Here is a 25277-nt window from a genome sequence, read left to right as displayed (position 1 = left end):
CGGTCCGCACCGTCCAGGGGATCGCCCGCAGTACGGCCTCGGCTACGCGCGCCGTACCGCGTGGCTGTCACAGGATCGGAAGCGTCAGCAGTAGTTGAAGCTGCCGCAGCTGACGGTGCCGGTGGAGTCGTGGTAGCAGCAGGTCCGGCAGAACTTGCCCTGGCAGCACCAGTCGGTCCAGCACGCGGCCGAGGCATCGGCCGAGGGCAGGAGCTTGTCGAGGAGGCGGTCTCCCAGCTTGTTGAGTGCGCGGATCATGGCGACCTCCTTGGGGGGTGGATCTTTACGCGCCCACAGTCACAGAGACAAGATCACCTTGTTAATGGTGAGATTGGCCGACACGGTGGAGTCACGTTCGGCGGTTCATGATCTTGACAGGGGTGGTCGATTCATGATCGCGTACCGAGAACGGCCGCCAAGATCGCCAGGAGGGCGGAGATCAGGAGCGCTTCTCGCAGGCCGTCGCCGAGGGCAGCCAGGGAGCCGAAGGCGGCCACCCCCAGAAGGCTACCGGTCTGGCGGGAGGCGTTGAGCGTGCCGGCGGCCACACCGGAGCGGGTACGGCTCACGCTGCCCATGAGGGTCGCCGTGATGACGGGCACGAGCAGGCCCAAACCGAACCCTTCCACGGCGAACGCGGCGGCCAGTACGGCGGGCCCGGCGAGAGGGAGCATCGCCAGGCAGGCGGCGGCCAGCAGGAGCGCCCCGGTGACGATCAGCGGACGAGGGGCGACGCGCCTGGTCAGGCGGGCGGCCGTGACGTTGGCGGCCACGATCGCGCCCAGCATCGGGGTGAACATCAGGCCGGTCTCGAGCGGCGACAGGCGCTGCTCCTGCTGGAAGTACAGGCTGAAGACGAAGATCAGGCCGTAGAAGGCGACGTTGACGAGCAGGCCGATGGCGACCGGCATCGCGAACCCCGGCACGGCGAACAGGCGCAGCGGCAGCATCGGGTGCGCGCTCCCGCGCTCGACGATCACGAAGAGGATTCCCGCCACGACGGCGACGGCGAAACCGCCGAGCACGAGCGGATCGGCCAGGCCGCGCGCCCCCGCCTCGATCGTGGCCCCCGCCATGGCCGTCAACGCCACCCCCGCGGTGACCTGCCCCCACGGATCCAGCGCCGCACGACCACCAGGCGCATCCGTGGCATAGCGCAGGGTCAGGGAGATGCCGGCCACGCCGATGGGCAGGTTGATGAGGAAGATCGACGGCCAGCCCAGCGTGGCGATCAGCGCGCCCCCGGCGACCGGACCCGCGGCCAGGGCCGTGCTGGCGCCCGCGGCCCAGAGAGCGACCGCGCGGGCGCGCGCCGCCGGGTCGCGGTAGGCGTGCGTGAGCAGGCTCAGGGAGCACGAGGCGAGCGCGGCGGCACCGACCCCCTGAAGCGCGCGGGCGGCGATCAGCACGGTGACGTCCGGGGCCAGGGCACAGGCCACGGAGGCGAGCGTGAAGACGGCGAAACCGGTGACGAACACGCGCTTGGCGCCGAAACGGTCGCCCAGGGAACCCGCCGTGAGGATGAGCGCGGCGAAGGCCAGCGTGTAGGCGTCCACCACCCACTGCAGCGCCGCGACGCCTCCGCCGAGGGACGCGCCGATGGGCTTGATCGCGACGTTGACCACGCTCACGTCGAGCTGGACGACCGCCAGCCCCATGCTCGTCGCCGCCAGCACGACCCGCCGCCGCACCCCCGAGGTCTGAGTAACAGGCACCATGCTTCGCACGCTAGGCGCGAGTCGTTTCGACCCCGGTCGAAAGGTGCCCGCACCGGCGCGAACCCGTCCACCACAGGCGGCGTCATAGAGGGCGAATGAAAGCGATCCCGCCGATCGGGGGATAAGAGATGACCGCTTGATCGACCCGGAGGGATCGCCCATGGATTTCGAGGAGGTGTTCGACGCCCACTTCAGTGAGATCCACAAGTACGTCGCCCACCGGCTCGGCCCCGACGCCGCCGAGGACGTCGTCTCCGACACCTTCCTGGTCGCCTTCCGCAAGCGCGCCAAGTTCGACCCGGCCCGCGCGACGGCCAGGGCCTGGCTGTACGGCATCGCCACCAACCTGATCGGCAAGCACCGCAGGCAGGAGGCCCGCGCGCTCGCGGCACTCGGACGGTACGGACCGGAGGGCGACGCGCCAGGGCACGAGGACAGGGTGGCGGCACGCGTCAGCGCGCAGAGCCTGCGTCCCGAGCTGGCGCGGGCACTTGCCGCGCTGGACCGGCGCGACCGCGACGTGGTCGGGCTCGTCGCACTGGCAGGGCTCAGCCACGAGGAGGTGGCCGCCGCGCTCGGCATCCCGTACGGCACGGTCGGCTCGCGGCTCAGCAGGGCGCGCAGGAAGCTGCGCGGCGCCCTCGGCGCGCTCGTCCTGGAGGAGGCCGACCATGGATGAGCTGGACCTGGTCCGCGACCTGTACGGCGAGCCGCCCCTCGACCCGTGGCTGAAGGAGCGGGTCCGCAGGCGCCTGGATTCCCGGCGGCGCAGGCGGCGCAGGTTCGCCTGGAGCGCGGGCGCGCTGGCGACGGCCACGGCGGCGGCGGTCATCGCCGTGCTCCCAGGAGGCGCGCCCGACGGCAGGGACATCCTGCTCGCGGCGGCCACCTCGGCGGCCTCGAGCCCGCCGTCGCGCGGGCCGTACTGGCACGTCGAGCGCGAGATCGGCGGCAAGGTCAGCACCCTCTGGGTCTCCACCGACGGCCGCGCGTGGAGGGACGCCGTGCCGGTCGCGGTGCCCTTCAGCACGGCGGGCAGGGCGCTCACCTTCGAGGAGATCCAGCGCCTGCCCACCGACGAGGCCGCGCTCGAACGCTGGGTGACGGGGGTGCTCCCGCCCGGCGCGAGGGACGAGGTGAAGGCGGACGCGGTGGCCGGGCTGCTGTGGAGCAAGCCGTCCCCGCCGAAGGTCAGGGCGGCCGCCTACCGGGTGCTCGCCGACCTGCCCAGCGTCCGCTATCTCGGGCCGCGCACCGATCCGCGCGGCAGGACCGGCGACGCCTTCGCCTACGGGGACCGGACCCTGATCATCGACCCGGATTCCTCGCAGGTCCTGTCGGCCACCGACGGCCGCGTGACCGAGGTGGTCGTCGAAGCCGGATTCACGGACCGGGGACCGCGGTAGATGTTCCGGCGTGCCCGGGAAGGCCGGGCGATCTGTCTTGCTGCCCATTTTCCCGCCGTCGAGGTGGACGAGGTGATGCGCGGCCGTGTCCGCTTCTCCGGTCTGCCGCCCGTGGACCTGGGCGAGGAGGTCGACTGGCGGGCCGACCCGCACGGCAACCGGTCGTGGGGGCTCAACCTGCACGCGCTGCGCTGGGCGGGCCGCCTGGTCTCCAGCTTCGAGCGGACCGGCGAACGCGCCCACCTCGACAGGGCCGCCGCGCTGATCGACGACTGGATGAGGAGCAACCCGCGCGGCACCAGCGGATGGGCGTGGGCCGAGCACGCCGTGGCCCTGCGCGCGCCCGTCCTGGTCTGCCTCAGCGCGCACGTGCGCAGCCAACGGCTGACCGCGAGCCTGGCCGAGCACGGCGAGCTGCTCGCCGACCCGGCCCTCTACCGCAAAGGCCACAACCACGGGCTCGACCAGGACATCGCGCTGCTCGTGGTCGGCACCCGGCTGGGCAGGACCCGCTGGCGCGACCTGGCCGTGCGCCGCATGGTCGCCTCCGCGATGCTGGCTGTGGACGAGCAGGGCGCTCTGCACGAGCAGGCACCCCGGTACGGCCTGTACGTGCACCGCCGCTTGGGCGTGGCGCTGCGGGCCATCGAGGAGAGCGGCGCCAGGGTGCCCGCCACGCTCGTGGCCAGGCGCACGGCGCTCGAGTCGTACATCGCGCACGCCACCCAGCCCGACGGCCGCCTCGTGCCCATCGGCGACAGCCCCGCCGACGTCCGTCCCCCCGCCTTCGCCCGCGACGGCGAGGTGAAGGTCTTCGACGCCGGATACGTCTTCGGCCGGACGGAGTCCGCCTACTACTCCATCCGCTTCGGCCCCGGCCGCCGCCTGCACGGCCACGAGGACCACCTCGGCGTCACCTACTTCGCCGGCGGTCGCCCGATCCTGATCGAGACCGGGTTCCACTCCTACGAGCGCACGCCGTACACGCTGTGGACCCGCGGCCCCGAGGCGCACAACGTCCCGATCGTGGCCGAGGCCACCTTCCGGCCCGGCACCGCGACGCGCCTGCTGTCCGCGTCCGGACACTCCTACGTGCTGGCCGACGACGCCTACGGCGTGCGCCGCACCCGCGAGGTCACCGTCGCGGACGGCCTGCGCGTCGTCGACACCGTGCCCGCCGGGTCGAGCCTCAGCGCGCGCTGGCACTTCGACCCGTCGCTGCGCCTGATCAGCCGGGACGAAGGCGAGGTCGTGCTGGGCGACGGCGACTTCCGCGTGCGGCTCACCACGACGGGCCCGCTGACGGTACGGCCGGCCGAGGTGTCCACCGGTTACCTGCGGACCGCCGAGGCGGTCGCCGTCGAGTCGGCCGCGGCCGAGCGCGTGGTCACCGTGGTCTCGCCGTACAGCCAGTCGGTGTAGACGTAGGAGGACCTGTCACGCGTCTGGAACAGCTCGTTGCGCAGGATCCTGCCGACGCCGTCGACGTGCCAGATATCGCCCCACAGCCGGGCCGTCGCCTGCACCCTGGCCGTGCGCGGCGCCCTGATCTCCTGGTAGGCGGCGAGCGCCCGGTCCCAGTCGCCTCCCGCGGCCTGCGCGGCCAGCTCGTGCGCGTCCTCCAGCGCCTGGCAGGCGCCCTGGGCCAGATACTGCAGCATCGGGTGCGCGGCGTCGCCGAGCAGCGCCAGCCTGCCCCGCACCCAGGTCCGCGCCGGCTCCCTGTCGAGCATCGGCCAGTTGCGGTCGCGCCACAGGTACGGCAGGCCCTTCTGGACCTGCTCGCAGCAGCCCTCGTAGGCCGAGTCGAGGTCGCGGCCGCGGCGGAAGACGGCCACCTGGTTCAGCAGCTTGCCACCGCGCAGCGCGTACTGCACGAAATGGCAGTCCGGGCCGAACCAGGCCACGACCTCGGTGGTGTCGAAATCATCCGGCAGCGGACATGTGCCCCGGTGGGCGATAAATCCGGAATCGAGTGGCTCGTCGGCGACGAGCTGCCCGCGCAGGCCCGACTGGAGCCCGTCCGCCGCAATCACCACGTCGCCGTCGTGGACCGCGCCGCCCGCGCAGTAGGCCGTCGCCCGCTCCCCGCGGGTCTCCACGCGTTCAACGCCGGTCCCGCGCACCAGGTCCACGCCCGCCGCCCGGCACGCCTCGAGCAGGATGCCGTGCAGGTCGCTGCGGTGCACCACGACGTACGGCGCGCCGTACCTGTCCTGGAAGTCCTCGCCCAGGGGCAGGTCGGTGAGCTCCTCGCCGGTGAGGGCGTCGCGGAAGACCAGCCGCTCGGGCAGCACCCCCGCGGCGATCACGCGGTCGAGCAGTCCCCAGCCGGCCAGCAGCCGGGTGGCGTTCGGGCCGAGCTGCAGGCCGGCGCCCACCTCGCCGAACTCCTGGGCCCGCTCGAGCAGCCGGACCCGGTGTCCCGCCCTGGCCTGTGTGAAGGCGGCCGCCAGCCCGCCAATGCCGCCGCCGGCGACCAGTACCTCGCTCACGGACACTCCTCTCTAGAGCCAGCGGGCCGGTCGCGGCGCGTCCGGCCGCGGGGCCGGGGCGCGGCCCGTCACCCACGCGGCCAGCTCGGCCGCGGCGCCGCGCACCTCGACGCCCTGCCACTGCGGGCCGGTCAGCTCGCCCAGGGCGTCACTGAGCTCGCGCGCGGTCCGCTCGGCGAGCTCGGGCAGGCCCTGCTGCCCGGCCATGGCTTCGATCTCCGCGTCGCGGGCCTGCTTGGAGGCGTACATCGGGGTCTCCACGCCGGTGCGCGCCCAGTGCGCCAGCCGGCCGATGGCCCGCGCGTTGCACGCCACGTGCGCCACCACGTGCGCCCGCGTCCAGCCGGGCAGGCCGGACGTCCCCGTCAGGTCGGCACCGCGCAGGCGGTCCGCGAAGTAGGCGGTGCCCGCCTCCATGAGCGGCAGGTGCGTCACGCGAGCTCCTCCCTGTACTGGTGCAGGCCCTCGAAGACGGGCGTGTCGGCGAAGCGGAACAGGTCGAAGGCGGTCTCCGCACGGAACGACCACGCGCACCACGACGGCACCACCACCAGGTCCCCCTTGGTCAGCCGCCGCTCCACGCCGTCGAGCGTGACCGAGCCCGTGCCGTCGAAGACCTGGTAGACGCTCGACCCGACCTCCCTGCGCGCGGCCGTCCTCGCGCCCGGGCGCAGCCGGTGGAACTCGGCCCTGATCGTCGGCATGACGTCGCCGCCGGTGGTGGGGTTGGTGTACCTGACCGCGGCGTGACCGGGTTCGACGACGCCGGGGTGGCCCTCGTCCTCCAGTTCGAGCTGGGCGTCGAGGGCCCGGTCGGTGTGCTCCCAGCGGTAGGCGGCGATCGGAGAGCTCGCCGTACTCCTCAGTGCCGACAGGGGCCGCAGGCCAGGGTGCGCCCAGAGTCGCTCGGACCGGGAGATGCCGGGCGTCGAGGTGTCGGTCACCTGGTCGGGGCCGAACTCGAAGAACGACGTGTCCGTGTGGTGCACCAGCGGGATGTCCAGCCCGTCGATCCACGCCATCGGCCGGTCGGTGGTGTTGTGGTGGCCGTGGAAGTGCCAGCCGGGCGTGAGCAGGAAATCGCCGCGGCGCATCGCCACCGGGTCCCCGTTCACCACGGTCCACACGCCCTCGCCCTCGACCACGAAGCGGAAGGCGTTCTGCGTGTGGCGGTGCTCGGGCGCGACCTCGCGCGGCCCCAGGTACTGGATCGCCGCCCACAACGTCGGCGTCGCGTACGGCAGGCCGCCCAGCCCCGGGTTCGCCAGCGCGATTGCGCGCCGCTCACCGCCCCGGCCCACCGGGACCAGCTCCCCGGCCCGCTCGGCCAGCGGGTGGAGCCTCTTCCACTCCCATACGTGCGGCACGGCCCTGGGTTTGGGATGGACCGGCATCAGGTCGCCCACCTGCGTCCAGAGCGGCATCAGGTGCTCCGCCCCGAAATCCGCGTACAGCCTCTCCTCTGGCGTCATGGAGATCACGCTAGGCAACGTTTCCGCACGGCGCACTACTCGCGTGCCCGGGGCACGTGACGTCGTGACGGCGGGAGGCCACCACCGCCGGAGGAGCGTCTCCCTGGACGGGGCCCGGCCGAAGTGCGGTGACTGGCGGTGGGGTGGCCTGCCGTACGTCAGACGAGGAGTTTGCGGGCGGCCTCCTCGATCTCCTCCTCCGACAGCAGCACGAGGTTGGCCGCGTCGCCGAGCGGGATGAAGCTGTCGGAAGAGGTCACCCGGGCCACCTGCCCGGTGAAGCCCGCGTCCACGAGAGCAGCGATGAGTGCCTCGGAGATGCTCCCCGTGTGGCGGGTCTCGTCGGCGATGAGGACCTTGCCGGTGAGTTCCGCCGCGCGCAGCAGGTCCTCGACCGGCAGCGGCGCCAGCCAGCGCAGGTCGAGCACCCGGCAGCTGAACCCCTCCTGTGTGAGCCGGACGGCCGCGCGCAGCGACATCCGCAGCCCGTTGCCGTAGGTGACGATCGTCAGGTCGCGGCCGTCGCCGTAGGAGCGCGCCCGCCCGATCGGCACGTGCGTCTCGGCCCAGCGCGACGGCGGCGCGTACGCCGAGAGCCAGCCGCCGTCGCCCTCGTCGAACAGGTCGCGCGTGTGGTAGAGCGCGATCGGCTCGAGGTAGACGCAGACCGAGCCCTCCGTGCGCGCGGCGGCCAGGCACGTGCGCAGCATGGCGGCGGCGTCGTCGGGACGCGAGGGCGAGGCGATGACCAGGCCGGGGATGTCGCGCAGCGCGCCGATGGCGTTGTCGTTGTGGAAGTGCCCGCCGAATCCCTTCTGGTAGGCGTATCCGGCGACCCGCACGACCAGCGGGTTGCGGTAGGACCCCTGGGAGAAGAACGACAGCGTGGCCGCCTCGCCGCGGATCTGGTCCAGCGCGTTGTGCAGGTAGGCCAGGTACTGGATCTCGGGCACCGGCAGCATCTGCGACACCCCGGCGCCGAGCGCGAGCCCGAGCACCGCCTGCTCGTCGAGCAGCGTGTCGAAGACCCGGCCGGGGCCGAAGCGCTTCTGCAGGCCGCGGGTGACGCCGTAGACGCCGCCCTTCTTGGCCACGTCCTCGCCGAAGACCATCATCTCCGGGTAGACCGCCAGCGCGTCGGCGAGCGTCCGGTTGATGGCCTGCGACAGCGTCAGCGGCTTCTCCGTCTCGGGCAGCGTGCCGTTGAAGGCCTTCTCCCTGACCGAGGTCTCGGCGGCGACCGGGCTGATCTTGGCGATCATGTCGGCGCGGCGCGGCGCGATCGTCGCCATGACCTCCTCGGCCGACTCCAGCCGCGGGCTGCGCGTGGTCTCCAGCGCGATGCGCAGGATGTGCTCGCGGGCCGACTCGTAGTCCTTGAGCAGTTGCTCGGCGGTCAGCAGCCCGGCCTCGACCAGCAGCCGCGCGGTCGTGACCAGCGGGTCGCGCTCGAGGTCGGACTTGATCTCCCGCTGCGTGCGGTAGGCGCTCTCCACGTCCGAGCCCGCGTGTCCCATCAGGCGGACCGTGCTGAGGTGCAGGAACGCGGGGGAGCGGTGGGTGCGCACGTACTCGGCGGCCCTGCGGGCCGCGTCGTAGGCGTCGGCCAGGTCGCAGCCGTCGGCCGCGAAGTACTCGATGCCGGGCCGCCGCGCGGCCGCCTCCACCCACCCCTTGGGGGTGCGGACGCTGATGCCGATGCCGTTGTCCTCGCACACGAACAGGATCGGCAGCGACTGCCCCTGGTAGGTGGCGTAGGCCGCGGTGTTGAACCCCGACAGGGCGCTGGCGTGGTTGAGCGAGGCGTCGCCGAAGCTGCACACCGTGATCGCGTCGTGCGGCCAGGCCGACGTCGCCTCCAGCGCGTGGGCGCGTTCGATGGCGAACGCGACGCCCACGGCCCGCGGCAGGTGGCTGGCGATGGTCGAGGTCTGCGGGATGATCGCCAGATCGGGATGTCCGAAAACCTTGTGCCTGCCGCCCGCGATGGGCTCCTCCGCCGAGGCGGTCAGCCCCATCAGCACGTCGCGGATGCCCTGCTCCGGAAGCCGCCCCGCCTGCTCGGAACGCGTCAGGTAGAACGCGCCCGAGCGGTAGTGCAGCAGGGCGGGGTCCTGCGGCCGCAGCGCCGCGGCCACGGCCGCGTTGCCCTCGTGGCCGGCCGAGCCGATCGTGTAAAAGCCCTCGTCCTGCTCGCGCAGCCAGCGGGCCGCGATGTCCAGGAGCCTGCTGTCGAGCTGACGCCGGTACAGGCGCAGGCACTGCTCGCCCGTCAGGGTCGTCCCGTCGCGGACGGGTCGGGCGGGATCTCGCGGTACGCCCGCCTTCAGCGTCGCAACCGCCTGGGTGAAATGAGTCTCAACAGTGTCGCGCGCCACAGGCCGATTATGTCTCCCAGGTGGCGCCCGCGTCTCCCCGTCGGAGGTGACATGTTATGGACCGGTCCGATTGACCCGGATTAATAACAGATTGTCAGAATTACCAACTTTTGGGGCTGTCTGAACGTCTACTTGAGAGATACGCGTGGCACCCTCAATGCCGCGTTTCAACCGTTGGGGTCCAGAAAGGAACCCGCATGTTGCAACGCATCCGTGTTGCTGCCGTCGCGCTCGCCGTGGGCGCCGGGGCACTCGCCCTGGCACCCGCAGCCTCGGCAGCGACGGGGGCGAAAGCCCCCGGAATCTCGGACGTGGGCATCAGCCCAAGTCCCCCGATCGTCGTCTTCGACAATCCCGTGACGGCGACCTTCTCCTTCACCACCAAGGGCGCCGGAAAGGCCGAGCTGCAGCTCAAAGCCCCCGGCGATGTCAGCGTCGGCACCCCCGTCACGCTGACGCCGTCGCCGCACGGCACCGAGACGAAGTGGACGGGCACCAGATCCTTCGAGGCCAAGGACGCAGGAAAGTGGAGCTTCCTGGTCATCGCCCACGGCGACAAGGACGAGAGCTCGGCCCGCGGCACGTTCGAGGTCCGCAAGGCCCTCGACACGAAGATCGTCGACTTCGACGCCAACCCCGACCTGGTCAGCAAGGGCGACCTCATCCGGGTCTCCGGCCGCTTGCTCGCCAACGGCCAGGGGTACGGCGGGCAGAACGTGACCATCACCTTCCGTGAGAAGGGGACGGACGCGTTCCGTCATGTCACCACGACCACGACACGTGGCAGTGGCTGGTTCTCCACCAAGGTGCGCGCCGATTCCACCGGGTGGTGGCGGGCCGAGTTCGCGGGCAACAAGTTCGCCCGCTCCTCGGTCAGCGACACCGACCGCGTCGACGTCAAGTTCCGCAACCGCGACAGCCGGATCGTCGGCTTCGACGCCTACCCGGAGCCGGTGAACAAGGGCGACAGGCTCAACTTCACCGGGGTCCTGCAGGCGTCGGGCTGGGACCCGCTGCCGGGCGAGCGGGTCTCGATCTTCTTCAGGTCCGGCGGCTCGGACCGGTGGGAGTACGTGACCAGCGACGTGACCGGACGCGACGGCCGCTTCCGTGCCGCCGCCACGGCGGTCGAGTCGGGCTGGTGGCGTGCCGTCTTCCGCGGTGACGACGGCGTCAACGGCTCGGTCAGCGACGCCGACTGGGTCACGGTCAACCAGCCGACCCCGCCCCCGGCGGCAAAGTCGGACAGCCGGTTGATCAAGTTCGACGCCTATCCCGAGCCTGCCAAGCGCGGACACTACCTGCGCTTCAAGGGCAAGCTGCAGATCGACGACGCGGGCACCTGGGAGGGGTACGGCGCCAAGGTGCGGCTGTACTTCAAGCCCAAGGGCTCCTCGCACTGGCAGTACGTCAAGACGGTGTGGTCGACCGGCAGCGGCAAGATCTACACCAAGGCCAAGGCCTGGAAGTCCGGCACCTGGAAGATGGTCTTCAGGGGTGACGCCGACTTCTACGGCGACACCAGCCGCCTGGACTACGTCCGCGTCAAGCGCTGACACCCGCAGCACAACGCGAAGGCCCGGGACGCGAGTCCCGGGCCTTCCGCCTACTCGGCGCGGCGGAACTGGGCGATGCCGATGCCGAGGAGGAGGAGTCCCAGGGTCGCTACGAGGCCGAGTTCCAGGGGGACGGGGACGTGGAAGTCGAACCAGTGGACTCCGGGGTTGAGGACCGCGTTGACCTGGGGTGGGACGTCGAGGTGGGCGAAGACCGCCTCCCGCATTGGGTCCACCGCGTACGTCATCGGGTTGACGGTCGTCAGCACGTGCAGCCACGACGGCAGGTTGGCCAGCGGGAACATCGCCCCCGACAGGAACATCATCGGCATGATGGCCATCTGCATCAGCCCGAAGAACGTCTGCATGTTCTTCATCCGCGCCGCCAGCATCACCCCGAACGCCGTGACGGTGAACGCCGCCAGGAACATCTCCGCCAGCAGCGTCACGATGAGGGCAGGGGAGTACGGCACGCCTACCAGCCCGGCCATGGCCAGGATGATGACGCCCTGGGCGGTGGCCACGAGCGCCCCGCCGAGGCACTTGCCCACCACGATCGCCCCGCGGGCGACGGGCGCGACCAGCATCTCGCGCAGGAAGCCGAACTCGCGGTCCCACACGATGGAGCCGGCCGAGAACATGCCGGTCATGATCACGGTCATCGAGATCATGCCGGGATACATGAACGTGCGGTAGTCGACCCCCGGGATCGAGCCGCGCACCAGCGACCCCAGCCCCGTGCCCATGACGAACAGCCACAGCACCGGCTGCAGCAGCATGGACGCCATCCGGGTGCGGTCGTTGACGAAGCGCAGCATCTCCCGGTGCAGGACGACCTTGATGGCCCGCAGGTCGTGGCTCGCGCCACGGGTGGGGATGCGGACGCTGATCGCCTCGGTGGCCATCCCTATCGCCTCGCCATCGCTCGCATCCACGTCCGGTTGTCGGCGCCCGCCTCGGCGTCGCGGATCGTGGAGCCCGTGTAGGACATGAACACGTCGTCGAGCGAGGGCCGAGACACGCTGACCGACTTGATCGGCATGCCCAGCTCGGCGAACAGCCGCGGCACGAACTCCTCGCCCGAGGGCACCGCGAAGGTCACCGCGCCCTCGTGCACGGCGGCCTCCAGCCTGAACCGCTCACGCAGCGACGAGATCGCCGCTGTGTCGTCGCCGGTGTGGATCTGCACCCGGTCCTTGCCGACGCTGGCCTTCAGCGCCTCGGGCGAGTCGACGACGACGATCTCGCCGTGGTCGATGATCGCGATCCTGTCGCAGTACTCGGCCTCGTCCATGTAGTGCGTGGTCATGAAGATGGTGATGTCCTCCATGAGCCGCAGCTTGTTGATGTATCCCCAGATGGCCGAGCGGGTCTGCGGGTCCAGTCCCACGGTGGGCTCGTCCAGGAACAGCACCCGGGGCGAGTGCAGCAGGCCGCGGGCGATCTCCAGACGCCGCTTCATCCCGCCGGAGAACGTCATGACCTTGGCGTCCTTGCGGTCCCACAGCGCGACCATCTCCATGACCTGGTGGATGCGGTCGCCGACCACGCTCCTGGGCACGCCGTACAGCTCGGCGTGGAAGCGCAGGTTCTGCTCGGCGCTGAGGTAGCCGTCGAGCGTGGGGTCCTGGAAGACCAGGCCGATGTTCCTGCGCACCTCGTCGCGCCGGCGCACCACGTCGTGGCCGGCCACGGTGGCGCTGCCGCCGGTGGGGTTGACCAGCGTGCACAGCATGCTGATCGTGGTGGTTTTGCCCGCGCCGTTGGGCCCGAGGAAGCCGAACACCTCGCCGGGCGCCACCTCGAAGCCGATGCCCTTGACCGCCTCGAGCTTGCCGTAGCTCTTGCGCAGCCCCTGTACGGATATCGCGGGATCCATTCAGTCCTCCGCGAGGATCTGGAAGATGGACTTGCGCGTCTGCTTCAGCAGCTTCTTGAAGCGCGCGAGCTGGCGCTCGTTGGCGGTGTGGGTCAGGTGCACGAACGCCTCGTTGAGCTGGCTCCACAGCATGCGCAGCTCGTGCCCGTCCTCGGGGACCGATCCGGCCACCTCGTCCCAGGGCGCGACCTCGCCGTCACGGCCGGCGAGGTGCCGGCGTCCCTGCTCGGTCAGCCGATAGGTACGGCTGCCGCCGGCCTCGTCCCCGGCGACCATGCCCTCGTCCTCGAGCTGCTGCAGCGCCGGGTAGACCGAGCCGGGGCTGGGCCGCCACACGCCGCGGCTGCGCGCCTCGATCTCCTGGATCATCTGGTAGCCGTTCTTCGGCTCCTCGCCCAGCAGGGTCAGCAGCGCCAGCCGTACGTCGCCGCGCCGCACCCGAGGCGGGGGAGCGGGTGGCCCGGGAGGCGGCATGGGCGGCATCACGAGGTGACCCGGCGGGGGACCCAGCGCCGGAGGCGGGGGGTCGGGGTGGGTCATGAAGACGATGTCGGGCGGGGGGTTGTGCCAGGGGTGCATGATCCCTCCAACTATCGAGATAGCTGAAAGATATATCTAGATAGTTGGCACAACAAGGCCCAGATCTGGCGAGAAGTCGCGATGTTAGTGAGTGTTAACTGAGGCGTGGAGCGCGGCGCGCGCCATCGTGTGCAGCAGCGGCCGCATGGCCTGGGAGGGCAGCTCGCCCGCGCTGTGCGGGGTGGAGTTGAGCAGCCCGAAGACGGCGTGCGTGGCCGCGCGCAGGCGGGCGGCGGGCGTGCCGGGGTGCAGCTCGGCCAGCACGGTCACCCATTCCTCGACGTAGAGCCGCTGCAGCCGCCTGATCTGGCGCCGCTCCTGCTCGGGCACGTTGCCCAGCTCCCTGTCGTGCACGGTGATCAGCGCCGGCTGCTCGATCGCGAAGGTGATCTGCACGTTCAGCAGCGCGTCGAGCATCTCGGTGGGCGTGGCCGCGGTCGTCACCACCGCCGCGGCCGAGCCGCGCAGCCGGGAGCTGATGTCGAGCAGCATCTCGGCCAGCAGCGCGTCCTTGCCGCTGAAGTGCCGGTACAGCGCGGGACCCGACACGCCGACCGCGCCGCCGATGTCCTCGATGGTGACTCCGTGGAAGCCGCGAGCGGCGAACAGCCTGGCGGCCGCGTCGAGGATCTCGGCGCGGCGATTGCGGGTAGGTACGGCCACGTCTCACATTCTAGACGAATGAGTTAATGATGACTAACATGCCGAGCATGAGCGATTGGCCGGTCATGAAGTCCGCCGCCGCTACGGGGAACGAGGCGTTCAAGACCAACGCCGAGCTCAACGAGCGGCTGGCAGCCGAATTGCGCGAGCGTCTGGCGGTGGCCGCGCTCGGCGGTCCCGAGCGCTCGCGGCAGCGCCACGTGTCGCGCGGCAAGCTGCTGCCGCGTGACCGCGTCGACGGCCTGCTCGACCCCGGCTCGCGCTTCCTCGAGCTGTCGCCGCTGGCGGCCAACGGCCTCTACGACGACCAGGCGCCGGCCGCCGGGATCATCACCGGCGTCGGCCGGGTCAGCGGCCGCGAGTGCGTGATCGTGGCCAACGACGCCACGGTCAAGGGCGGCACGTACTACCCGATCACCGTCAAGAAGCACCTGCGCGCGCAGGAGGTGGCGCTGCACAACCGCCTGCCCTGCGTCTACCTGGTTGACTCCGGTGGAGCGTTCCTGCCCAAGCAGGACGAGGTCTTCCCCGACCGCGAGCACTTCGGCCGCATCTTCTACAACCAGGCCACGATGTCCGCGCGCGGCATCCCGCAGATCGCCGCCGTCCTCGGCTCCTGTACGGCGGGCGGCGCGTACGTGCCCGCGATGAGCGACGAGGCGGTCATCGTGCGCAACCAGGGCACGATCTTCCTGGGCGGCCCGCCGCTGGTGAAGGCGGCCACCGGCGAGGAGGTCACGGCGGAGGAGCTGGGCGGCGGCGACCTGCACTCCCGGGTCAGCGGCGTCACCGACCACCTGGCCGAGGACGACGCGCACGCGCTGGCCATCGTCCGCGACATCGTCTCCACCCTGGCGCCGAGGGCGGCCACGCCGTGGGAGCGGGCCGCTCCCGAGGAGCCCCGGCTCGACCCGCGCGACCTGTACGGGATCGTGCCCGCCGACACGCGCCAGCCGTACGACGTGCGCGAGGTGATCGCCAGGATCGTGGACGGGTCGCGGCTGCTGGAGTTCAAGGCCGAGTACGGCTCGACGCTGGTGACCGGGTTCGCCCACATCCACGGGCATCCGGTGGGGATCATCGCCAACAACGGGATCCTGTTCGCTGAGTCGGCGCTCAAGGGCGCGCACTTCATCGAGCTGTGCGACCAGCGCAAAATCCCCCTGGTCTTCCTGCAGAACATCAGCGGCTTCATGGTCGGCAAGGCCTACGAGGCCGGCGGCATCGCCAAGCACGGCGCCAAGATGGTCACCGCGGTCTCCTGCGCCCGGGTGCCCAAGTTCACCGTCGTGATCGGCGGGTCGTTCGGCGCGGGCAACTACGCCATGTCCGGGCGGGCGTACTCGCCCAGGTTCCTGTGGATGTGGCCGAACGCCCGCATCTCCGTCATGGGTGGCGAGCAGGCGGCCAACGTCCTGACCACGGTCGGCACCGCCGACGCCGACGCGATCCGCGCCCAGTACGAGCACCAGGGCAACCCGTACTACTCAACCGCCAGGCTGTGGGACGACGGCGTCATCGACCCGCTCGACACCCGCACGGTGCTCGGCCTGGCCCTGTCGGCCGCGGCCAACGCGCCTCTCGAACCCGTCGGCTACGGCGTCTTCCGGATGTGATCATGTTCAACCGAGTACTCGTGGCCAATCGCGGAGAGATCGCCGTCCGCGTCTTCAGGACGCTTCGTGCGCTGAACATCGCGTCCGTCGCCGTCCACACCTCTTCCGACGATCTGCACGTCCGCCACGCCGACGAAGCACTACAGGTCCCGAAATATCTGGACATGGGGGCGATCGTGGCGGCGGCCGTGGCCTCCGGCGCGCAGGCCGTCCATCCCGGATACGGCTTCCTGGCGGAGAACGCGGAGTTCGCCAGGCTCTGCGCCGAGGCCGGCCTGGTCTTCATCGGCCCCCCTGCGCAGGCCATCGACGCGATGGGCGACAAGATCCGCGCCAAGGCCACCGTGTCGGCCGCAGGAGTGCCCGTGGTGCCGGGCACCGCGGAATCTCTGGAGACGTGGAGCGACTTCCCCGCGCTCATCAAGCCCTCGGCCGGGGGCGGCGGCAAGGGCATGATCGTGGTCCGCTCCGCCGCCGAACTGCCCACCGCCCTGGAGTCGGCGCGCAGGACCGCGCTGAACGCCTTCGGCGACGACACGCTGCTGATCGAGCGGTACATCGACAGCCCGCGCCACATCGAGATCCAGATCATGGCCGACACCCACGGCAACGTGATCCACCTCGGGGAGCGCGAGTGCAGCCTGCAGCGCCGCCACCAGAAGATCATCGAGGAGGCCCCGTCGCCGTTCGTCGACGAGGACATGCGGGCCAAGATGGGCGCGGCGGCCGTGGAGGCCGCCCGCGCGGTCGGCTACGTGGGCGCCGGCACCGTCGAGTTCATCGTCGACGGCACCACGGGCTCCTACCACTTCATGGAGATGAACACCCGCCTGCAGGTCGAGCACCCGGTGACCGAGCTGGTCACCGGCCTGGACCTGGTCGAGCTCCAGCTCCGCGTGGCCGCGGGCGAGCTTCTCCCGATCGGCCAGGACGAGGTACGGCTGCGCGGCCACGCCGTCGAGGCGCGCGTGTACGCCGAGGATCCCGCCCGCGGGTTCCTGCCGACGGGCGGGCGCGTGCGGCTGCTGCGCGAGCCGGGCGGGGTCAGGGTCGACTCGGGGCTGGCCGAGGGCGGGGTGGTCGGCAGCGAGTTCGACCCGATGCTGTCCAAGGTCGTGGCATGGGCGCCCGAGCGGGGAGACGCGCTGCGGGTGCTCGACCGGGCCCTGAGGGAGACGGTCGTCCTGGGCGTCACCACCAACATCCCGTTCCTGCGGGCGCTGGCCGTGCACCCGGCGGTGCGGACGGGCGAGCTCGACACCGGGCTGGTGGAACGGTTCCTGCCGGAGCTGGTCGGCTCCGCCGAGACGCCGCAGGACGTCGTGACCGCCGCGGCGCTGGTGTTCCACGCCGTGCCGCGGGGCGCGGACCCGTGGGAGATCACGGACGGCTGGCGCGTCGGGGAGCCCGCCTGGACCACCTGGCGGCTGGAGTCGCGCGACGGGGTTCACGCCGTGCGGGTGCGCGGCCTGCCGGAGGTCTCGGCGGAGGTCGACAGCGGCCCCGCCACGATCACGTGGAGCTCCGAAGGCGTGACGGTCACGGTGGCCGGCCGTACCACCCACTATGCGGCGGCGCGCGACGGCGAGACGCTGTGGTTGGGGAGGGACGGCCAGAGCTGGGCGTTCACCAGGCACCTCATCGGCGACCCGGGTGACAGGCCGGGCGCGGCCGGCGGAGGCGACGGCGTGGTGCGCAGTCCCATGCCGGGCACCGTGCTCGTGGTCAAGGCCCAGCAGGGCGACCGGGTGGCCGAAGGGCAGCCGCTGCTCATCGTGGAGGCGATGAAGATGGAGCACACGATCACCGCGCCGCGCGACGGCGTGGTCACCGAGCTTGCGGTCAAGGTCGGACAGCCGGTCGACATGGACGCCGTGCTGGCCGTGGTCCAGGAGGAGGGGCCATGACCGAGCTTGTCGAGGTCATCAATGAACACAGCACCTTGGTCATGAGACCGACGAAGGAGGGCTCATGACCGCCTATCCGCTCGACGGCCTGCCGCACCACGTCACGATCTACGAGGTCGGGCCGCGCGACGGGCTGCAGAACGAGTCGGCGATCGTGCCCGTCGAGGTCAAGGCCGAGTTCATCGACCGGCTGGCCGACGCGGGACACAAGGTGATCGAGGCGACCAGCTTCGTGCACCCCAAGTGGGTGCCGCAGCTCGCCGACGCCGAGGACCTGCTGACCAGGCTCCACCGCAAGCCCGGCGTCCGCTACCCGGTGCTGGTGCCCAACGAGCGCGGCCTCGACCGGGCGCTGGCGCTCGAGGTCGACGAGATCGCCGTGTTCGCCAGCGCCACCGAGACCTTCGCCGCCAAGAACCTCAACCGCAGCCTGGAGAGCCAGTTCGAGATGTTCGAACCGGTGGTGGCCAGGGCGCTGGACAACGACGTGCGGGTGCGCGCCTACGTGTCGATGGTCTTCGGCGACCCGTGGGAGGGCCCCACCCCGATCGACCAGGTCGTCAGGGTCGGCACCCGGCTGCTCGAGCTGGGCTGCCACGAGCTGTCGCTCGGCGACACGATCGGCGTCGGCACCCCCGGCCACGTCAAGGCGCTGATCGACGCGTTCGGCGACCCCTCACGGCTGGCCGTGCACTTCCACGACACCTACGGCCAGGCGCTGGGCAACACGCTCGCCGCGCTGCGCGCCGGGGTCACCGTCGTGGACGCCTCGACCGGCGGGATCGGCGGCTGCCCCTACGCGGAGTCGGCCACCGGCAACCTCGCCACCGAGGACCTGGTCTGGATGCTGCACGGCCTGGGCATCCAGACGGGACTCGACCTGGACAAGCTGGTCGCCACGAGCGGCTGGCTGGCGGAACGGCTGGGCCGACCGAGCCCATCCCGAGTCGTCCAAGCACTCACGAAGAAGGACTAGCCCATGCTCAACGAGGAGTACGAGGAGCTGCGCAAGACCGTCGAGGCGTTCGCCCGCGACGTGGTCGCGCCGGTCATCGGCGGCTACTACGAACGCGAGGAGTTCCCCTACGACATCGTGCGCCAGATGGGGACGATGGGCCTGTTCGGCCTGCCGATCCCCGAGGAGTACGGCGGCATGGGCGGCGACTACTTCGCGCTCTGCCTGGCGCTGGAGGAGCTGGCCAGGGTCGACTCCAGCGTCTCGATCACGCTGGAGGCCGCGGTCTCGCTCGGCGCCATGCCCATCTACCGCTTCGGCACCGAGGAGCAGAAGCGGACCTGGCTGCCCAGGCTGGCCGCCGGCCAGTTGCTCGGCGCCTTCGGCCTGACCGAGCCCGGCGGCGGCTCCGACGTGCCCGGCGGCATGCGCACCACCGCCCGCCTCGACGGGGCCGAGTGGGTCATCAACGGGACCAAGGCGTTCATCACCAACTCCGGCACCGACATCACCGGCGTCATCGGCGTGGCCGCGCTCACCGGCGAACGGGAGATCTCCACGATCCTCGTGCCCAGCGGCACGCCCGGCTTCACCGTGTCGAAGAAGTACTCCAAGGTCGGCTGGAACGCCTCGGACACCCGCGAGCTGTCCTTCTCCGACTGCCGCGTCCCCGCCGAGAACCTGCTCGGCGAGCGCGGCCGCGGCTACGCCCAGTTCCTGCAGACGCTCGACGAGGGCCGCATCGCCATCGCCGCCCTCAGCGTCGGCCTGGCGCAGGGCTGCGTCGACGAGTGCCTGCACTACGTGCGCGACAGGAAGGCCTTCGGCCACCCGATCGGCCACTACCAGGCCATCCAGTTCAAGATCGCGGACATGGAGGCGCGGGCCCACACCGCCCGGCTCGCCTACTACCACGCCGCCGAGAAGCTGCTGGCGGGCCTGCCGTTCAAGAAGGAGGCGGCGATCGCCAAGCTGGTCGCCTCCAACGCCGCCATGGACAACGCCCGTGACGCCACCCAGGTCTTCGGCGGATACGGCTTCATGAACGAGTTCCCCGTCGGCCGCTTCTACCGCGACGCGAAGATCCTGGAGATCGGCGAGGGCACCAGCGAGGTCCAGCGCATGCTGATCGCCCGCCAGCTCGGCCTCGGCGACCTCTAGCCTGCCTAGCCCGCCGCCTGCAGCTTGTCGGCGGCGGTCTTGGCGATCTCCAGCGCGCCCTTCATCAGCCTGCCCTGCGGGTCCTCCGTGACCCGCCGCTGGTAGGTCACCATGATCACGGCGTTGCTGACCCGGACGCCGACCGTCGCCGTGGTCGGCCCGTGGTCGTTGCCGCTGTCCAGCGTGTACAGGGTCGTCCACGAGGCGTCGCCGATGGGCGGGTCGGCCGGCGTGAACGTCTTGGACAGCAGCACCGCGTCCTGCCGCTGCGCCAGGAACTGCTGCTGCGCCTTGGCCAGGTCACCGGGGAACACCTTCACGTACAGCTTCAGCAGCCACTGGTTGTTCCCCGGCATGCCGTGCCCGGGCGCGAGCGTCTGCCACTCGCACTCCTCCTGGTAGATCTGCTTCTTGTCGGGGAAGAAGGTGTACTTCCTGACCAGGCTCTGATCGACCAGCGGGCACGGCTGGACGTCCTTGGTGAACCTCGCCGTCCCGGTCGGCGGCGGATCCTCGGTACTGGCCTGCTCGCTCGGCGTCGGCTCCACGACCGGCTGCGTCGGCACCTGCACGGGCTTGCTGGACGGTACGGCTGCCGCCGCCGGCTTGTCCGGTTGCCTGGTCGCCAGGAAGACGACCGTGAACACCATCAGCACGACCACCGCCAGCGCCCCGCACAGGATCACGGGCGTGACCCGCAGCCCGGGCCGGGCGCCCGCGGGCGCGGTGGGCGCGGTCGGGAAATTCCGGTTGTCGCTCATGTCGCCTTCTGGAGGTTGTCGGCCACGGTTCGGGCGGCTTTGACCGCGAGGGGATGGACCTTCTTGATCGCGTAGTCGTGCTCGTAGTAGATCTCGAGCTTGACCACCACGTTGCTGACGCGCAGCCACACCGTGCTGGCGGAGGAGTTGAACCAGCTCTCCCGCCTGTCCTGGACGAACGCCTGGTCACCCAGGTCGAGCCGCTGGACGGGGAGCGTCTCGGTCTTCTCCGACTTGCCGGTCTTGGACTGCTGCGTCTGCCGGGTGCGCGCGAAGGCCGTCGTGGCCTTCTCGACCGTGTCGGCGTAGGTGACCTTGACTTTGATGCTGGCGTTCTGCACGCCGGCCAGCCAGTTGCACGCGGAGTCGTCGTAGACCTGGTCCTGGCGGGAGTGGGAGCCGGGCAGGATCTCCTGCGCCTGCTCGTCGGTGATCAGGTCGCAGGCGGCCGGGGGCTGGCCGAACTTGCCGTCGCCCCTGGCCAGGACGGTCGGCGGCGCCGCGCTGGTCGGCGCCTGGGAGGGCGCTGCCGAGGTGGCGGGCGGCGGCTCCGCGGGCGTCGGGATGCCGGACTTCGCCTGGCTCCGCGGCGGCGGCTCCGCGCCGCGGTCGACCAGCACGACCGCGGTCACGCCGACCGCCGCGAGCACGACCGCGCCTGCCACGATCAGCGGCGCCCTGCTCTTGCGGGCCCTGACCGGGAGTGTGGGGACGGTCGCCATCTCTCTCGCGCGCACCGGCAACGGCGCCGCCAGCGGCTGCAGCGTCGCCCTGATCGCCTGCGGATGCGGCCGCATCCCCGGATCCTTGGCCAGCATCGCCAGCAGCAGGCCGCCGAGCGGACCCGCGCGCAGCGGCTGCGGCGCCGGCGCGGTCAGCACTGACGCGATGACCGCCATGGTCGAGTCGCGGTCGAAGGGCGGCCTGCCCTCCGCCGCGGTGAACAGCGTGGCGCCCAGCGACCACAGGTCCGACAGCGGCCCGCCCTGCTCCCCGCGCAGCAGCTCGGGCGCGATGTAGCCGGGCGAGCCCGGCACGTTGCCCAGGTGCGCCGCGGCCGCCGCGGTGGCGGCTCCCTGCACGTCGCCGGTGTGCGAGGCGATGCCGAAGTCGGTCAGCACGACCTCGCCCGACTCGGTGATCATCACGTTGCCCGGCTTGACGTCGCGGTGCAGGATGCCCCGGTGGTGCGCGGCCTCCAGTGCGTCGAGCACCCGCAGCCCCACGGTGGCCACCTGCCCGACCGGCAGCGGGCCGCGCTGCTTGACCAGGTCGCCGAGGGACGACCCCGTCAGCAGGTCCATGATGATCCACGGCTGCCCGCCCTCGTCGATCACGTCGTGCACCGTGATGATCGACGGGTGGTTCAGCGCCGCCGCCGCCCTGGCCTCCCGCAGGGTGTCGACCCGCGCCCGATCCCGGTCACGGCCCGGCGGCAGCCGTACCTCCTTGACGGCCACCTCGCGGTGGAGCACCTCGTCGCGGGCGCGCCACACGGTGCCCGCGCCGCCCGCCCCGAGCGGGGCGAGCAGCTGGTAGCGTCCTGCGATCACGCGCATGGCTCAGCCGGCCTTGCCCGCCAGGCCCTGCACCAGGAACTTGGCGGCCTGCGCGGCCTTGTCACGCAGCTTGGGGTCGTTGGCGAGCTTCTTGGTGAAGCGGAGCTCGCCCACCATGTTGCTGGTGCGGAACGTCACGTTGACCACGTAGGTCTTGCCGCCCGCGCCTGTCTCCTCGACCTCTTGGCCGAAGGCCTCGTCGCCGGCGCCGGGGACCTCGAACACCTCGCCGTGCCTGCCGCCGGTGCCGCCGCGGCCCGCCTGGTCCTGGTCCTCCTTCTTCCTGCCCACCATGTGGTCCTGGGCCAGGGTCGTCTCGTAGCCGTCGCCCTGCGGCGGGTAGAGCCACAGCTCCACCCAGAAGGCCATCTCCTTGCTCCCGTCGGCCGTGTTGCCCCAGCCGCAGATGAACGACGGGTCGAGCGAGGAGGTGAGATACGGGCCGATGAGCTGCGTGGCCTGCTGCTTGGTCAGCAGCGAGCACGGCCTGGGCATCTTTGAGAACTTGCCGGGCTCGGCCGGGGCGCTGCTGGGTGACGCGCTCGCCGATGTCGAGGGCGAGGCTGAGGCGGTCGGCGTGGCGCTGGGCGGCGCGCTCTGCACCGTCTTCTTGGGCGCGGCGACGGGCGTCGGGGTGGGCTTGGGCGTCGCCGCCGACGACCCCATCGTGAGGATCAGCGTCACCGCGGCGACGAAGGCCACGACCACCGCCGCGGCCGAGCCGTACGCGGCGGCCTTGGGGACCACCCAGTCGGCGGTCGGCGTCGTGACGCCCGGCCGGCCGGTGACCTTGGTCAGGGCCTGCCTGAGCGCGGCGGTGTCGGGACGGTGCGCGGGGTCCTTGGCGAGCAGGCCCTGCACGATCGGCGCGAGCGCGCCCGCGCGCTGCGGCGGCCTGGGCGGCTCGGTCATCACCGCGCCCAGCGTGGCCATCGCGTTGGGCCGCTGGAACGGCGCTGCGCCCTCGACCGCGTAGTACATCGTGGCGCCCAGCGAGAACAGGTCCGAGTACGGGCCCGGCCGCAGGGGCTCGGTCAGGCACTCCGGCGGCGTGTACCCGGGCGTGCCCACCGGCACGGTGCCCGGCTGGACCGCGGCGCCCGACGGCGCCGCGATGCCGAAGTCCGACAGCAGGATGCGGCCGTCGTCGGCCAGCAGCACGTTGCCCGGCTTCACGTCGCGGTGCAGCAGGCCGCGCGCGTGCGCCGAGGCCAGCGCCGACAGCACGAACAGCCCGACCGAGGCCGTCCACTGTGGCGACATCGGGCCGCCCGCCTTGATCACCTGGTCCAGCGAGCGGCCGCGCACCAGCTCCATCACGATCCACGGCTCGCCGCCCTCGTCGACCACGTCGTGGACGGCGACCACGGCCGGGTGCCTGATCTGCGCGGCCGTGCGGGCCTCGTGCAGCGTCCTGGCGCGCAGCGCCGCCGCGTCGGCGACGGCCATGCCCTGCGGCGGCATGACCTGCTTGATCGCCACGTCGCGGCCGATCGAGGTGTCGCGGGCCTGCCAGACGATACCCATCCCGCCCCGGCCGATCTGCTGGATCAGCTGGTAGCGACCGCCCACGAGTCGAGGTTGGTTCATTCGGTACTCCGGTTCAGCCTGTCGGCGACCCAGCGCGCGGCCCCGCGCGCCCCTTGACTGAGGGTGTCGCCCTTGCCGATGCGGTTGACGTTGACGTAGTCGATCTCGATGTTCACGTTGCTGACCCGGAAGACCACCGTGACGTGCTCCGCCTGGCCCTTGGGATTGACCAGGTCGTAGGTGAACGCCTCGTCGCCGATGCCCTTGAGGTCCTTGAAGTGCGTGCGGGGCTGGGTGATGCCCTTCTTCAGCCCGATCTCGGGCCACTGCCAGGTGATCTTGGCGCCCTGGCTGAGCGCGTTGCTCTTGTTGACGTATTCCTCTTTGGCGGGATCCAGCTCCGCGCTCCACGGATCCGGCGCCTCGTCCACGTCGAGCGACTGGATCGACAGCCCGATGCCGCGCAGGGTCCATTCGCAGGAGTTGCCGTCGCGCTTGCCCTGGGGCGCCCCCGGGACCAGCGCGGCGATCTGCTTGGCGGTGAGCGTCCTGCACAGGTTCACCGGCGCGTGGAACCTGGCCTCCTCGGCTTTCGACGGTGTCGGTGTCGGCGTCGGCTTTTCGGTGGTCTGCGTGGGATGGGCGGCTCCGGAGACCTTGGGCGGCCTGTTCGGCTTGTCGCCCGGCATCAGTGCCACCACCGCGACGGCCGCCGCCGCGACCGCCACGATGCCCCCGCCGACCAGGATCGGCACGCGGTTGCTCCGCTTGGCGGGCGGCGGCGCCAGCGCCTGCCCTCCCTCGGCGACGCGCCGCAGCAACTGCTCGGCCGCCTGCGCTCCGGGCCTCTGGTACGGCTCGCGCGCCATCATCGCCATCAGCACGGGGCCCAGGTGACCCGCCCGCATCGGCGGATCCGGCGGCCGGGTCAGCGCCTCGCGCAGGATCGACAGCGGGGACGTGCCCACGTACGGCGCCCTGCCCTCGACCGCCGCGTACAGCGTGGCGGCCAGCGACCACAGGTCCGACTCGGGGCCGCCGCGCTCGCCGCGCAGCCGCTCGGGCGCGATGAACCCGGGCGAGCCCACCAGCAGGCCCGACGCGGTGATCGTGGCCTCGTCCTCCAGCCTGGCGATGCCGAAGTCGGTCAGCACCACCCGGCCGTCGTCGGTCAGGAACACGTTGGCCGGCTTCACGTCACGGTGCTGGATGCCCCTGGCGTGCGCCGCGTTCAGCGCGTCGAGCACCCGCAGGCCCAGGTCAGCGGCCCGTTCCGGCGCCCACGGCCCCTCGGTCGCCACGGCCTGCTTCAGGTCGCGGCCCTTGAGCAGCTCCATGACGATCCACGGCCTGCCGTCCTCCGACAGCACGTCGTGGATGGTGATGATGCCCGGATGGCGCAGCTGGGCAGCGGCCATCGCCTCGCGCATCGTCCGCTGCAGCGCCTCGGAACGCGCGGCCGCATCGAGAGACTGGGGAAGCAGCACTTCCTTGATCGCGACCTGACGGTCGAGCAGCTCGTCATGAGCGAGCCAGATGGTCCCCATGCCTCCCTGGCCGAGCGCGTGAAGCACCCGGTAGCGGCCTGCGATCGTTGTATCCCCCAGACCAGGCACGCACGTGACCATAGTGGTTTGTTGCT

The 25277-nt window shown here is 71.3% G+C and carries 22 protein-coding genes; 8 read left to right on the top strand and 14 right to left on the bottom strand.

The window, feature by feature from the left end; all coding sequences use genetic code 11:
* Positions 1–84: 84 nt before the first annotated feature.
* Complete coding sequence (locus KIK09_RS15465; RefSeq protein WP_214319899.1) at positions 85–258, bottom strand: hypothetical protein; 174 nt, start codon at positions 256–258, stop codon at positions 85–87.
* A gap of 131 nt (positions 259–389) precedes the next feature.
* Positions 390–1718: an MFS transporter gene (locus KIK09_RS15460; protein ID WP_214319898.1), complete on the bottom strand. Its 1329-nt coding sequence runs from the start codon at positions 1716–1718 to the stop codon at positions 390–392.
* A gap of 160 nt (positions 1719–1878) precedes the next feature.
* On the opposite strand from KIK09_RS15460, the gene KIK09_RS15455 reads away from it, so the two are divergent.
* The 3 genes from KIK09_RS15455 to KIK09_RS15445 are packed head-to-tail and all read left to right on the top strand — an operon-like array spanning position 1879 to position 4546.
* On the top strand, positions 1879–2397 hold the full coding sequence (locus KIK09_RS15455) for an RNA polymerase sigma factor (protein WP_214319897.1): 519 nt from the start codon (positions 1879–1881) through the stop codon (positions 2395–2397).
* Positions 2390–3124: a hypothetical protein gene (locus tag KIK09_RS15450; RefSeq protein WP_214319896.1), complete on the top strand. Its 735-nt coding sequence runs from the start codon at positions 2390–2392 to the stop codon at positions 3122–3124. Before KIK09_RS15455 ends, KIK09_RS15450 begins: the two co-directional genes overlap by 8 nt.
* Positions 3125–4546 (top strand): heparinase II/III domain-containing protein, encoded by a 1422-nt coding sequence (locus KIK09_RS15445; protein WP_214319895.1) that lies wholly within the window; start codon positions 3125–3127, stop codon positions 4544–4546.
* Here the strand turns inward: KIK09_RS15445 and KIK09_RS15440 are convergent.
* From KIK09_RS15440 to KIK09_RS15425, 4 genes are all read right to left on the bottom strand, one after another.
* Complete coding sequence (locus KIK09_RS15440; RefSeq protein ID WP_308164112.1) at positions 4456–5619, bottom strand: FAD-dependent monooxygenase; 1164 nt, start codon at positions 5617–5619, stop codon at positions 4456–4458. The two genes, KIK09_RS15445 and KIK09_RS15440, sit on opposite strands and share 91 nt — an antisense overlap.
* A gap of 12 nt (positions 5620–5631) precedes the next feature.
* The gene (locus tag KIK09_RS15435) at positions 5632–6054 is read right to left on the bottom strand and encodes a maleylpyruvate isomerase N-terminal domain-containing protein (RefSeq protein WP_308164110.1); all 423 of its coding nucleotides are present in this window, start codon (positions 6052–6054) and stop codon (positions 5632–5634) included.
* Complete coding sequence (locus KIK09_RS15430; protein ID WP_214319893.1) at positions 6051–7091, bottom strand: cupin domain-containing protein; 1041 nt, start codon at positions 7089–7091, stop codon at positions 6051–6053. The genes KIK09_RS15435 and KIK09_RS15430 overlap by 4 nt, the downstream gene beginning before the upstream one ends.
* 158 nt (positions 7092–7249) lie before the next feature.
* Positions 7250–9469, bottom strand: a complete 2220-nt coding sequence (locus KIK09_RS15425; protein ID WP_214319892.1) for a thiamine pyrophosphate-dependent enzyme — start codon at positions 9467–9469, stop codon at positions 7250–7252.
* A gap of 197 nt (positions 9470–9666) precedes the next feature.
* On the opposite strand from KIK09_RS15425, the gene KIK09_RS15420 reads away from it, so the two are divergent.
* Positions 9667–11025 carry a hypothetical protein gene (locus tag KIK09_RS15420; protein ID WP_214319891.1) on the top strand — a complete coding sequence of 453 codons (1359 nt, stop codon included), beginning with the start codon at positions 9667–9669 and terminating at the stop codon, positions 11023–11025.
* A 50-nt stretch (positions 11026–11075) separates the two neighbouring features.
* On the opposite strand, the gene KIK09_RS15415 is transcribed toward KIK09_RS15420, so the two are convergent.
* The 4 genes from KIK09_RS15415 to KIK09_RS15400 form a co-directional block, all read right to left on the bottom strand.
* A complete protein-coding gene (locus KIK09_RS15415) occupies positions 11076–11960 on the bottom strand; it encodes an ABC transporter permease (protein ID WP_308164109.1) in 885 nt (294 codons plus the stop codon).
* Positions 11933–12904 carry an ATP-binding cassette domain-containing protein gene (locus tag KIK09_RS15410; RefSeq protein ID WP_214319890.1) on the bottom strand — a complete coding sequence of 324 codons (972 nt, stop codon included), beginning with the start codon at positions 12902–12904 and terminating at the stop codon, positions 11933–11935. The genes KIK09_RS15415 and KIK09_RS15410 overlap by 28 nt, the downstream gene beginning before the upstream one ends.
* Complete coding sequence (locus KIK09_RS15405; RefSeq protein WP_214319889.1) at positions 12905–13483, bottom strand: PadR family transcriptional regulator; 579 nt, start codon at positions 13481–13483, stop codon at positions 12905–12907. It abuts the gene before it with no gap.
* Between the two features lie 84 nt (positions 13484–13567).
* On the bottom strand, positions 13568–14146 hold the full coding sequence (locus tag KIK09_RS15400) for an SACE_7040 family transcriptional regulator (RefSeq protein WP_214319888.1): 579 nt from the start codon (positions 14144–14146) through the stop codon (positions 13568–13570).
* 65 nt (positions 14147–14211) lie between these two features.
* On the opposite strand from KIK09_RS15400, the gene KIK09_RS15395 reads away from it, so the two are divergent.
* The 4 genes from KIK09_RS15395 to KIK09_RS15380 all read left to right on the top strand — a co-directional run bounded on the left by KIK09_RS15395 (position 14212) and on the right by KIK09_RS15380 (position 19785).
* A complete protein-coding gene (locus KIK09_RS15395) occupies positions 14212–15762 on the top strand; it encodes a carboxyl transferase domain-containing protein (RefSeq protein ID WP_372455673.1) in 1551 nt (516 codons plus the stop codon).
* Positions 15763–15764: 2 nt separating this feature from the next.
* Positions 15765–17669 (top strand): acetyl/propionyl/methylcrotonyl-CoA carboxylase subunit alpha, encoded by a 1905-nt coding sequence (locus tag KIK09_RS15390; protein WP_214319886.1) that lies wholly within the window; start codon positions 15765–15767, stop codon positions 17667–17669.
* A gap of 64 nt (positions 17670–17733) precedes the next feature.
* Positions 17734–18645, top strand: a complete 912-nt coding sequence (locus tag KIK09_RS15385; RefSeq protein WP_214319885.1) for a hydroxymethylglutaryl-CoA lyase — start codon at positions 17734–17736, stop codon at positions 18643–18645.
* A 3-nt stretch (positions 18646–18648) separates the two neighbouring features.
* Entirely contained in the window at positions 18649–19785 is a 1137-nt protein-coding gene (locus tag KIK09_RS15380; RefSeq protein ID WP_214319884.1) for an acyl-CoA dehydrogenase family protein, read from the top strand.
* A 5-nt stretch (positions 19786–19790) separates the two neighbouring features.
* Here the strand turns inward: KIK09_RS15380 and KIK09_RS15375 are convergent, their stop codons facing one another.
* From KIK09_RS15375 to KIK09_RS15360, 4 genes are read right to left on the bottom strand one after another with little or no spacing between them, the layout of a single operon-like run.
* A complete protein-coding gene (locus KIK09_RS15375; protein ID WP_214319883.1) occupies positions 19791–20546 on the bottom strand; it encodes a hypothetical protein in 756 nt (251 codons plus the stop codon).
* Positions 20543–22105, bottom strand: a complete 1563-nt coding sequence (locus KIK09_RS15370; RefSeq protein WP_214319882.1) for a protein kinase domain-containing protein — start codon at positions 22103–22105, stop codon at positions 20543–20545. The genes KIK09_RS15375 and KIK09_RS15370 overlap by 4 nt, the downstream gene beginning before the upstream one ends.
* 3 nt (positions 22106–22108) lie before the next feature.
* Positions 22109–23695, bottom strand: coding sequence for a serine/threonine-protein kinase (locus KIK09_RS15365; RefSeq protein ID WP_214319881.1), 1587 nt, complete (start codon positions 23693–23695; stop codon positions 22109–22111).
* Positions 23692–25263 (bottom strand): serine/threonine-protein kinase, encoded by a 1572-nt coding sequence (locus tag KIK09_RS15360; protein ID WP_275956145.1) that lies wholly within the window; start codon positions 25261–25263, stop codon positions 23692–23694. The genes KIK09_RS15365 and KIK09_RS15360 overlap by 4 nt, the downstream gene beginning before the upstream one ends.
* Positions 25264–25277: the final 14 nt, after the last annotated feature.

It is taken from the genome of Nonomuraea sediminis, assembly GCF_018531495.1.
Classification (GTDB): Bacteria; Actinomycetota; Actinomycetes; order Streptosporangiales; family Streptosporangiaceae; genus Nonomuraea; species Nonomuraea sediminis.
This window is presented reverse-complemented; position numbering and strand designations above follow the sequence as displayed.